We start from the raw sequence: 10,987 nt of genomic DNA, 5'->3' as shown, positions 1-10,987 counted from the left end.
ATGACGGAGCGGACAATGACGCTCGCCGCGGTCGAGCAGCTGTGCCTGCGTGCGCTGACCGCAGCGGGAGCCAGCGAGGACAATGCGGCGGCCGTTGCCCGATCGACGATGCTGGCGGAGCGCGACGGCATCCGCAGCCACGGCCTGCTCTATGTGCCGATCTATGCCGATCATGTCCGCTGCGGCAAGGTCGACGGAAAGGCACGGCCTGCCGTGTCGCAGCCGCGCCCAGGCGCCGTGGTCGTTGATGCGGCGACCGGTTTCGCCCATCCCGCCATCGACGCCGGGTGGGATCGTTTCATTGCCGCCGCACGGCGCAACGGCGTCGCTGCAATGACGGTGTTCAATTCCTACAATTGCGGCGTAGTTGGCCACCATGCCGAGCGTATCGCCGAGGCGGGACTGCTCGGGTTGTGCACCACCCATGCACCGGCGTCGATAGCGCCGCCGGGCGGGCGCCTGCCGGTGATCGGCACCAATCCGTTTGCGCTTGGCGCTCCGGATGGCGCAGGCGGTGCCGCGCTGGTGCTCGACCAGTCGGCGAGTGTGGTGGCGAAATCGGAGATTCTTCTGCGCTCGCGGGAGGGCCGGCCGATCGAACCCGGGTGGGCCATCGACGAACATGGCGCTGACACGCTCGATCCGGCTGCCGCTCTGAAGGGCTCGATGCTGCCGGCCGGCGGCCACAAGGGTTTTGGTGTCGGACTTCTCGTCGAAATCCTGGCGTCCTGTCTTGCCGGTGCCGTTCTCAGCAAGGATGCCAGTCCGTTTTCCGGAACGGCGGGCGGGCCGCCGAGAACCGGACAGTGTTTCATCGCTTTTGACCCCAGGGCGTTTTCGACGGGCTTTTCACATCAGGTCGCAAGTCTCGTGGCAGCCATCGCCAATCAGGGCGATGTCCGCCTCCCGGGTAGCGGCCGCCAAGCTGCGCGGCGCCGCAATGAACGGGAGGGCGTGCGGGTCGATGCCGGCCTCGTGGATCGGATCGAAACACTCTGCCGCTAAAGTTTTTCTGAAATCCGGATCAGTTATTTCGGTTTGATAAAAGTGACTGCTTTCGACATCGTATCCCTCGAGGCCATCACAACGACAACAAAGGGAACTGCGATGAAGCTCAAGAAATCCATTCTTGCGGGAGTTTGCCTTGCCTGCATGGTGCTCGGCAGCAATGCTGCCGAGGCCACGGAATGCGGGACGAAGGACCCGATCACGATCGCCGAAATGACCTGGCTGTCTGCCGGTACGCTCGCCTATGTCACCAAGGAGATCCTGGCCGAAGGCTATGGCTGCAACGTCCAGATCGTGCCCGGCGATACCGTGCCGACCGCATCTTCCATGCTGGCCAAGGGAGAGCCTGACATCGCACCCGAGCTCTGGGTCTCCACCGTCAAGTCGACATGGGACCAGATGTTGGCCAAGGGAACCGTCTACAAGGCGGGAGACATCTTCGCCAGCGGCGGCCAGGAAGGCTGGTGGATTCCTGACTACATCGCCGAGGCTCATCCGGAAATCCGCTCCGTCAGCGATCTCAAGAACAACTGGCAGGTGTTCGAGGACGCGTCGAGCCCGGGCAAAGGCCGCTTCTATGCCTGTCCGCCCGGCTGGGGTTGCGAGATCATCACCAACAATCTGGTCAAGGCGCTCGACCTGGAAGCGACCTACGAGGTCTATCCGACCGGCTCGGGTGCGAACCTCAAGGCGATGATCGCCAGGCAGGTCTCGCGCAAGAAGCCGTTCATCGGCTGGTACTGGGGCCCGACCGAAGTGATCGGCAAGTACAAGCTCAAGGTTCTCGAGATGCCGGCCTACGACCAGGCAAAATTCACCTGCCTCACCGATGCCAAATGCGAAAAGCCGGAACTGACGGGCTGGGCGGTCGGTGAAGTTGCGGTCGCGGCCACCACCAGCCTCAAGGACAAGGCGCCTGCCGTGGCCGAGTTCCTGTCGAAGATGCAGGTGCCCAACGTCGAGATCAGCGACGTGCTGGCCTGGGGCGACGACAACAAGGCTTCGCCCGAGGAAGTCGCCGCCTATTTCTTCAAGAACTACGAAACGATCTGGACGAAATGGGTCCCGGCCGATGTCGCCGAGAAGGTGAAGGCTGCGCTCTGATCGCAGCCTGGCGGCCGCGTATCTTCCCCCGGGCGCGGCCGCCCCTTCGCATACGATGCCCATGGCGCTTGTCCGCGGAACGTCGGCAACTGGCCGCCTCCGCGAGAGCCGCGGGTTGCCAACCTTGAAAGGGTCATGCCGTGGCAGACAATTTTCCCGAGCTTCTGGACACGCGCGGGCTCCGCTTCGCGATCGATGACGGTTTCAGCTGGGTCGTTGCCAATTACGGCGACACGCTCGAGCGGTTGCTTGCACCGCTGCTCAAGCTGCTCGGTGCCATGGAGGCCTTCCTGCAATGGCTGCCCTGGTATGTCACGATCGCCGGCATCGCCCTTTTGACCTACTCGGCCTCGCGTAACCTGCGAATGACGGGCAGCGCGATCGTCATGCTGTTCTTCATCGGCGCTGTCGGCCTGTGGAACGACGCCATGGCGACTGTAGCGCTGATGCTCGCCGCGACCGTTGTCGCCGTTGTGGTTGGCATTCCGCTTGGCATCGTCATGGCGCGGTCCGACAGGCTGCGCTCGATTGCCTTGCCGTTGCTCAACATCATGCAAACGCTGCCGATCTTCGTTTATCTGATCCCCTTCGTCATGCTGTTCGGGCCGGGCAAGATCCCGGCCGTCCTCGCCACCGTCTTCTTCGCCATTCCACCTGTCATCAGGTTGACCGATCTCGGCATCCGCCAGGTCGACGGCGAGGTGGTCGAGGCGATTGTCGCCTTTGGTGCGACACCAAGCCAGAAGCTGGTGAGGGTCCAGATCCCGCTCGCCCTGCCGACCATCATGGCCGGCATCAACCAGACGACGATGATGGCGCTGTCGATGGTGGTCATCGCATCGATGATCGGCGCCGGCGGGCTCGGCTACCAGGTGTTGCAGGGGATCCAGCGGCTGGAGGTAAGCCGTGGCCTTGTCGCCGGCATCGCCATCGTCTTCCTCGCCGTGATTTTCGACCGCATCGCACAGTCCTACGGCAGGCGTGCCCAGAAACACCTCGAGCACGGGGAGTAGGATCGTGACCGTTTCGGACGTGAAAATTCAGGTCGATGAGGTCTACAAGATCTTCGGCAGCCGGCCGGACGATGCAATGGCTGCACTCCACGCTGGCGCCGGGAAGGCCGAGGTCCTGAAGAAGACCGGCTGCATCGTTGGCCTCAGGGGGATCGATTTCTCGATCCGCCGCGGCGAGACCTTTGTCATCATGGGGCTTTCGGGCTCCGGGAAGTCGACGCTGATCCGTCATTTCAACCGGCTGATCGAGCCGACAGCCGGCCGCATCCTGGTCGACGGCCGCAACATCATGGACATGAACGCCAGGGAATTGTTGGCGTTTCGCCGCAGCGGCATTTCCATGGTGTTCCAGCGCTTCGGTCTGCTGCCGCATCAGACGGTGCTGGAGAACACGATCTGCGGGCCGATCCTGCAGGGCGTGGACCGGCGCGAGGCGCTGACACGCGGCATGGAGCAGCTCGAACTCGTCGGCCTCAAGGGGTTCGAGCACCGCTTTCCCCGCCAGCTCTCTGGCGGCATGCAGCAACGGGTCGGCCTCGCCCGGGCGCTTGCGACGCAGGCAGACGTGCTGTTGATGGACGAAGCCTTCAGCGCGCTCGACCCGCTGATCAAAAGCGACATGCAGGAACAGCTGAAGCAGATCCAGGCACGGCTGAAGAAGACCATCATCTTCATCACCCATGATCTCGACGAAGCCCTGCATCTCGGTGATCGCATCGCCATTCTGAAGGATGGCGAGTTGCGCCAGGTCGGCACCGGCGAAGAGATCCTGTTCCGCCCGGCGGACGACTATGTCGAGCGTTTCGTCCGCAAGGTCGACCTGTCGCGTGCGCTCTGTGCCAACGACGCCTTTGCCAAGGTTCCCGTCCTGACGCAGGCGGAAGCCACGGGTGACCAGGCCGCCGTGCTGTTGCGCCAACATCCGGCGGTGATCGTTGCGCATGGCACGGATATGCGTGTTGTTACCTCGAGCGAGCCGGAAAATGCGAAGAGGGTTGCATCCATCGACGCTGCGGCGACCCTTCGCCAGAGCTTTCCGTTCCTGGCGGGCGAAGATGCCGTCGTGGTCATGGACGGTGGGGTGCCCGCCGGAGTCCTCACCCGCGAATTGGCATTCAAGGCGCTGTCTCGGTCGAGCGGCGCCGCCTACTTGGACCATCGCCAGAGGCCGCAGGTGCTCGATGATGTTGTAAAGCGATCATCGAATGCGGCCGATGATCGCCTGGGCCAGGGTCTCTGCCGCGCGTGAGGCGCGAGCGGGGGTAGGCGATGTAAAACGGATCCTCGAAGGTCATGCGCTCGGGCAGCAGGAGCTGCAGATCGCCTTTGCCACCGACTCCTCGGCATAATGGTCGGGGAGAAAGCCGATGTAGGCGCCGGAAAGCAACAGCAGCAGCGTGCCTTCCATGTGCGGGGTCGCCGCAGCCCAGGCGAAATCGACGCCGCAAATCGGAGTCTCGGTCACATAGGTGCGCCGTGGCCCCAACATGTGCGCGACAATGGCGATATCTACGCCTGGGTGCGCGAGACGATGGAAAGCACCTACCACCCTTGCGGCTCGTGCCGCATGGGCGAGGATGCGATGGCCGTCGTCGACGGCCAGCTGAAGGTGAGGGGCATCGAGGGCCTCAGGTGATCGACAGTTCGGTCTTCCCGACCGAGCCGGACGCCGACGACATCGTGCGCGGCAACCTCCTGCTCGCCGCATCGAACGCCGCCATCGGGATCGCGCCCGGCGTCGGCCGGACGCAGCGCGCCAGCAGCCGGTTTCGTCGCCTTCAGCCTGAGCGCCGTAGCATGGGCGTGCACCGTGCTGGCACGCATCTGACGACTACTGCGCCAACGCCGTCAACGATTTCGACAACTCTTCCATCCGCTCGTCGTTGTTACCCGATGCGGACGGCGTAATCGGACACTGAGATCGCCGATCTCGAACGCGACATCATCGCCCATCCTGAAGAGCCTTTCGGGCCGGTCGTACTGGAAGACCCGTGTTGGCGGAGCTGCAGCCAGGTCGGTCTGCGCTCGCGCCACACTGCGGACTGGCGCCGAAGGAGGAGGCAAGCCTTCGCCTGGCGACACAGTTTGAAATCATCTTGACGAAGCACGTATATTGATATTTAGTTCGGTGACAGAACGAACTAATAGAGCCGATATGACCGATGCACCTCGTATCTCCCGGCAATTCTCGCAGCGCTCCGTCATGGAAGCGATCGTTCAGGGTGGGCCGATTTCGCGCGCCTCCATCGCCAAGCTGACGGGGCTCTCGAAGCAAACGATATCCGAAATCGTCCGGGACCTGGAGGATGGCGGTTGGGTGCGCGAGACCGGGCGCACGAGTGGTCATGTCGGGCGTACGGCAGTTACCTATGAGCTGGTCGTCGATGCCGCTTTCATCGTCGCCGTCGACCTGGGTGGCACCAAGGTTCGTGTGGCGGTGACCGATCTTGCCGGACAGATCGTCATCGAAGATACAGCTCCGACTGATCTGCGCGGAGGCAGGCCGCTCGTCACGCAGATCGCCGGTATGGCGCTTTCGGCCGCTGAAAGGGCCAAGGTGGCGCGTGACAAACTGCGGCTTGCAGTCGTGGGCGTTCCCGGTGCGCCCGACAACCGCACCGGCCGGGTGCTGCTTGCGCCGAATATCCGCGATTTCGACACCATGGATGTGCTGGAGGCCTTCAGGCAAGCGCTTGGCTTCGACGTCGTTCTTGAAAACGACGTCAACCTCGCGGCACTCGGCGAAAGTTGGCAAGGCCAGGGGCAGGGTATCGACAATCTTGCCTATGTGGCGCTCGGCACGGGTATCGGCAGCGGGCTCATCCTTGGAGGCAATCTCGTGCGCGGCGCGGCCAACGCGGCCGGCGAAATGGGCTTCCTGCCGATTGGCGCCAATCCATTCGATCCGGAGTCGCTTCGGGTCGGTGCCTATGAACGCGCGGTCGCCACGCACGGTATCATCGAGCGCTACGAAGCTGCCACCGGCGAGAACATCAGCGTTCCCGTCATATTTGAACGCGCCGCAGCCGGAGACGCAGCGGCCGTTGCCGCCATCGACGAAACATCGCGTCAGGTCGCCTGCGGCATTGCCGCTATCTGCGCCATCGCCAACCCGCAACTCGTGATCCTCGGCGGCTCCATCGGCCTTCGACCAGAAATCCTGGAGCGCGCACGCCACTTCCTGCCGCAGTGCTTTCCCTACCCGGTCGACGTCGTCTCCGGCGAACTTGGGGCGCGGGCGGCACTTGTCGGGGCGACGGCGGTTGGCCTCAGCCAGCTGCACAACACGCTCTTCGGCGTCGCAACGCCGAATGCCGGCCTTTCCCTTCCGCCTACCGGCGCGGAATCCCCCCAGGAGGCCGCAGAATGACGGTAGAAAGCGACCTTTTCGGCCGTCTTCGCGCGGCACTCGATGGCGATGCAGCCATCGACCTGTTCCGCGGCGCGATCCATCGCGACAGCATCACCGGCAACGAGGCCAATGTCGTCGCCTATCTAGCCGACGCGATGCGCAAGCTCGGTCTCTCCGACGTGACGACGGCAGATTTCCTGCCCGGGCGGCCGAATGTCTGGGGTGAGCGCAAAGGTGCCGGCGGCGGCAAACGCCTGCTCTTCATCGGCCATACCGACGTCGTCCATGTCGATGGCTGGCGCGAAAACTGGGCCGGTACCGAGCGTGAGGATCCCTTTGGCGCGGCCATCGTCGACGGCGCGATCTGGGGCCGTGGGGCAGGCGACCTCAAGGCCGGCATCACTTCGTCGCTTGCTGCCATGGCGCTTCTCGATGCGGCAGGGATCCAGCTTGCCGGTGACGTTTCTTTCGCCTTTATCGGCGACGAGGAGAGCGGCCAGCCGGGCACCGGCGTCTCGGCCGGCATCAAGGACTACGTGGCACGCATGGAGGCCGGCGAGGTCGAGCGGCCTGATTTCGTCATCTATGTCGAGCCGACGCAGCTTGCCGTTTACCCGGCGCAGATCGGCTTCTTCATCACCGACATTACCATCACTGGGCGCTCGGCCTATTTCGGTGTGCCGGAACTCGGCAAGGATGCGCTGCGCGCCAGCCACGCGGCGATGAGCGCACTGTGGAAACACTCCGAGGTAATTTCCGCTCGCGCCGAGCACGCGCTTGTCGGCCGTTCCTTCCTGCTGATCACCGGGCTCAGCGGTGGCGGTTACATCGCCGTCCCGGAAAAATGCGAATTGTCGCTGATCCGCAAGCTTCTGCCGGGCGAGTCGCTCGACCAGGCAGCCGCAGAGATCGAAGCCGCCGTGCGTGGCGCCATCGACGACCCGGATATCGCGGTGGACTTTTCCTACCCTGCCGGCCGAGACCATGCACTCGGCGGTACGGCAGCCGAGATTGATGCGGGCTCCCCTGAGGTCGCGATGCTGTCGCAGGCGATCGGTAGCGCGCTGTCCGGGCGCGGCACCATTCAAGGGGCGCCGTTCTGGTCGGAATCGCCCTTCTTCGTGAACCGGCTCGGTATCCCCGCGGTCTATTGCGCGCCCGGCGATATCCGGAATTGCCACACCTACAACGAACACGTCGAGATCGAAGAATTTCTCGCGGGCGTCATCGGCTTTGCGGCCTTCATGGCGCGTTTTTGCGGAACAGTTGACTGAACCATCCGAACCAAAGGGAGTGAGACCATGCAGATGACAAAATGGCTGACCGGAGCCTTGACCGCCGGTCTTATCATGAGCGCCGGAACTGCCATTGCCCAGACCGTCGGCCCGGCCGGTGAGGCAGCAACGCCGAGTTCCGAAGTCACGCTCAGTGACGCTGACATCGCGGCGCTGAAGGACAAGGGCTACAAGGCAGCACTGCTCTGGCACACCTCGTCCGACTTCACCAATGCGGTCGGCCAGGGCGCGACCGATGAGTTCAAGCGCGCCGGCATCGACATTGCCGTGACGACGGATGCCCAGTTCGACGCCGCGCGCCAGCGCAGCGACATCGAGACAGCACTTGCCGCCAAGCCGAACGTCATCCTGGCATTGCCGCTCGATCCGGTGACGTCGGCCGAAGCGTTCCGCCAGGCCGTCACCGATGGCGCCAAGCTGGTGTTCCTGTCGAACGTGCCGAAAGACTACAAGCATGGCGCAGACTATGCCGCGATCGTCACCGACGATCTCTATCAGATGGGCAAGCAGGCGGCCGATGCGTTGGCCAAGTCCATCGGCGGCAAGGGTACGGTCGGCTACATCTTCCACGACGCCACCTACTACGTCACCAACCAGCGTGACCAGGCATTCAAGTCGACCATCGAGAAGGACTATCCTGACATCAAGATCGTCGCGGACCAGGGCATTTCCGATCCGGCGCGCGCCGAGGAGCTGGCCAATGCGATGCTGCTGAAAAATCCGGATCTCGACGGTATCTACGTCACCTGGGCCGAGCCGGCGGACGGCGTGTTGGCGGCGCTGCGCGGCGCGGGTAACACCAAGACGAAGATCGTCACGCTCGATCTCGCCGAGCCGGTCGCCCTCGACATGGTCAAGGGCGGCAATGTGACGGCGCTGGTCGCCGACAAGGCCTATGAACTCGGCCGCGCCATGGCGGCTGCCGGCATGAAGTCGCTGCTCGGTCAGGAGACGCCGGCCTTCGTCGTTGCCCCGGCGCTGACGGTCACCAAGGACAATGTGTCCCAAGGCTGGAAAGACTCGCTGAACCGCGACGCGCCGCAATCGGTGCTCGACGCAGCGAAGTGACCGACTGACTGCGGCGGCGCCAGGCCGCCGCAGTCCCGTAACCCGAGTATCGCAGTTTCACGGGAGGAAACCATGCGCATTGCAACGACACTGGCCTTGATGACCGGCCTTCTGGGCGCTCACGCCTACGCGGCAGACGGCGCGACGACAGGACCGCATGGCGAAGGGCCGACGGCCGCAAGCACCGTCACACTGACAGCCGAGGAAGAACAGAACATCAAGGATGGCAGGTTTACCGCTGCCCTCGTCTGGCACGAGATGAGCGAATACACCAATGCGGTGAATGCCGGTGCCCAGGACGAATTCAAGCGCCTCGGCATCGAGGTCGTTGCGCAGACCGATGCCGGCTTTGACGGCGCGCGCCAGAAGGCCGATGTCGAGACGGTGCTGGCCAAGAAGCCATCGATCATCGTGTCGCTTCCGGTCGATCCGGCCAGCGCCGCCGCCGTCTACGATCCAGCCCGCGCCGCCGGGGTCAAGCTCGCCTTCGTCGACAATTCGCCGGCCGGCTACGAACATGGCAAGGACTATGTGACGATCGTTTCCGACGACCTGTTCCAGATGGGCAGCAAGGCCGCCGTCGCGATGGCCGACGCCTTGGGCAAGAAGGGCAAGGTCGGCTACATCTTCCATGACGCCGATTTCTACGTGACCAACCAGCGCGACCAGGCCTTCAAGAAGACCATCGAGCAGGACTATCCTGACATGAAGATCGTCGCCGAGCAGGGCATGGCCGATCCCGCCCGCAGCGAGGAGATCGCCCAGGCGATGGTGACGCAGCACCCCGACCTCGACGGCATCTACGTCACCTGGGCCGAGCCGGCCCTGAGCGTACTGTCCGCGCTGCGCTCGGCGGGCAACAGCCACACCAGGATCGTCACCCTCGACCTCAATGAGCCGGCGGCGCTCGACATGGTCAAGGGCGGCAGCGTCGCGGCGCTGATCGCCGACGAGGCCTACAATATCGGCGTAACCGCAGCCCGCTCGGCGGCCGGCGCGATGCTCGGCAAGGAGGCTGCGCCCTTTCTCGTCGTCGATTCCCTAGCCGTCACCAAGGACACGGTGAAGGAGGGCTGGAAGACGTCGCTGAACAAGGACGTCCCGCAATCCATTGCCGATGCCCTGAAATAAGCCACGTCCGGTCGGCTCTCATTCACGGAGATAAATCATGTCCAGTACCAATCAGGGTGCCGCGGTCCGCGCGGCGGGGCTGGCCGGCCGCGTCAACCTGCAGCAATATGTCGTCTACGTCGGCTTCCTGGCGATCTTCCTGTTCTTCGCCATCGTGCTGAAGGACAGCGGGTTCCTGACCGTCCGCAACCTCTCGAACATCGTGCTGCAGACCGCGCCGGTGACGATCATGGCCATCGGCCTCGTCTTCGTCATGTCGGCGGGAGAGATCGACCTCTCCATCGGCTCGACGGTTGCCGTGGCAGCGCTTGCTGCCGCGGTCACCATGCAGGGTTACGGCCTAGTCCCCGGCGTCTTGGCGGGGCTCGGGTGCGGCCTGTTGATCGGCCTCGTCAATGGTGTGCTCGTCGCCTATGTCAGGCTGCCGTCCTTCCTTGTCACGCTTGCGACGCTGGGACTGTTTGCCGGTGTGTCGCGATCGATGACAGACCTGCGCAGCATTCCCGTCACTAATGAGGCCTTCACCGGCTTCTTCGGTTCCGGATCGCTGCTCGGCATTCCGTCGCTCATCTGGTGGACGGCGATTGCGGTCGCCTTCGGTCATATCCTGTATCGTGAAACCCGTTTCGGCGCGCATGTCCTGGCGATCGGCGACAATGCCCGGGCGGCCAGTGTTTCCGGCATTTCGGTGCCGAAGATGCGGCTTGCCGTACTGATGATCTCAGGTGCGCTCGCCGGCCTTGCCGGCCTGCTCTATGCCGGTCGCCTGCAAGCCGCGAAATACACGCTCGGCGAGACCGACCTGATGACGGTCATCGCTGCCGTCATCGTTGGTGGCACGCTGCTCAATGGCGGCAAGGGCTCGATCATCGGCGCGCTCGTCGGCTCGCTGATGATGGGCATGCTCAACAATGGTCTCATCCTGATGGGCCTTTCCGTTTCCGACCAGATGATCGTTCGCGGTCTCATCATTCTTGCCGCAGTCGCCGTGTCGCTGCGCGAAAAGTCCCGCTGAG

General features: G+C 63.7%; 12 protein-coding genes. 11 read left to right on the top strand and 1 reads right to left on the bottom strand.

Translation table 11 applies throughout. The features are described 5' to 3' along the window. The 4 genes from N7E70_RS27670 (at window position 1) to N7E70_RS27655 (ending at window position 4,374) form a co-directional block, all read left to right on the top strand. On the top strand, window positions 1-1,005 hold the full coding sequence (locus N7E70_RS27670) for an Ldh family oxidoreductase (RefSeq protein WP_067967277.1): 1,005 nt from the start codon (window positions 1-3) through the stop codon (window positions 1,003-1,005). Between the two features lie 102 nt (window positions 1,006-1,107). After that, window positions 1,108-2,112, top strand: a complete 1,005-nt coding sequence (locus N7E70_RS27665; RefSeq protein ID WP_263008204.1) for a glycine betaine ABC transporter substrate-binding protein — start codon at window positions 1,108-1,110, stop codon at window positions 2,110-2,112. 140 nt (window positions 2,113-2,252) lie between these two features. After that, the gene (locus tag N7E70_RS27660) at window positions 2,253-3,125 is read left to right on the top strand and encodes an ABC transporter permease (RefSeq protein WP_263008203.1); all 873 of its coding nucleotides are present in this window, start codon (window positions 2,253-2,255) and stop codon (window positions 3,123-3,125) included. 4 nt (window positions 3,126-3,129) lie between these two features. Beyond that, window positions 3,130-4,374, top strand: coding sequence for a betaine/proline/choline family ABC transporter ATP-binding protein (locus tag N7E70_RS27655; protein WP_263008202.1), 1,245 nt, complete (start codon window positions 3,130-3,132; stop codon window positions 4,372-4,374). A gap of 42 nt (window positions 4,375-4,416) precedes the next feature. Here the strand turns inward: N7E70_RS27655 and N7E70_RS30965 are convergent, their stop codons facing one another. Then, window positions 4,417-4,590, bottom strand: a complete 174-nt coding sequence (locus tag N7E70_RS30965; protein ID WP_263008201.1) for a hypothetical protein — start codon at window positions 4,588-4,590, stop codon at window positions 4,417-4,419. Between the two features lie 24 nt (window positions 4,591-4,614). Between N7E70_RS30965 and N7E70_RS30960 the strand changes: the two genes are divergently transcribed. From N7E70_RS30960 to N7E70_RS27620, 7 genes are all read left to right on the top strand, one after another. After that, window positions 4,615-4,761 (top strand): GMC oxidoreductase, encoded by a 147-nt coding sequence (locus N7E70_RS30960; protein WP_263008200.1) that lies wholly within the window; start codon window positions 4,615-4,617, stop codon window positions 4,759-4,761. Further along, on the top strand, window positions 4,758-5,033 hold the full coding sequence (locus N7E70_RS30955) for a hypothetical protein (RefSeq protein WP_263008199.1): 276 nt from the start codon (window positions 4,758-4,760) through the stop codon (window positions 5,031-5,033). Before N7E70_RS30960 ends, N7E70_RS30955 begins: the two co-directional genes overlap by 4 nt. 205 nt (window positions 5,034-5,238) lie before the next feature. Continuing rightward, window positions 5,239-6,495, top strand: coding sequence for an ROK family transcriptional regulator (locus tag N7E70_RS27640; protein WP_269441477.1), 1,257 nt, complete (start codon window positions 5,239-5,241; stop codon window positions 6,493-6,495). Next, a complete protein-coding gene (locus N7E70_RS27635; RefSeq protein WP_263008197.1) occupies window positions 6,492-7,751 on the top strand; it encodes a M20 family metallopeptidase in 1,260 nt (419 codons plus the stop codon). The genes N7E70_RS27640 and N7E70_RS27635 overlap by 4 nt, the downstream gene beginning before the upstream one ends. Window positions 7,752-7,784: 33 nt before the next feature. Beyond that, on the top strand, window positions 7,785-8,840 hold the full coding sequence (locus N7E70_RS27630) for a substrate-binding domain-containing protein (RefSeq protein WP_269441485.1): 1,056 nt from the start codon (window positions 7,785-7,787) through the stop codon (window positions 8,838-8,840). Between the two features lie 72 nt (window positions 8,841-8,912). Next, a complete protein-coding gene (locus N7E70_RS27625; RefSeq protein ID WP_263008195.1) occupies window positions 8,913-9,971 on the top strand; it encodes a substrate-binding domain-containing protein in 1,059 nt (352 codons plus the stop codon). Between the two features lie 37 nt (window positions 9,972-10,008). Continuing rightward, window positions 10,009-10,986: an ABC transporter permease gene (locus tag N7E70_RS27620; protein WP_067967298.1), complete on the top strand. Its 978-nt coding sequence runs from the start codon at window positions 10,009-10,011 to the stop codon at window positions 10,984-10,986. The last annotated feature ends 1 nt before the right edge of the window (window position 10,987 follow it).

This window comes from Aminobacter sp. NyZ550, assembly GCF_025628925.2.
GTDB lineage: Bacteria > Pseudomonadota > Alphaproteobacteria > Rhizobiales > Rhizobiaceae > Aminobacter > Aminobacter ciceronei.
Note: the sequence above shows the minus strand (reverse complement) of the source record. Positions and strands in the feature narration are given on the sequence as shown.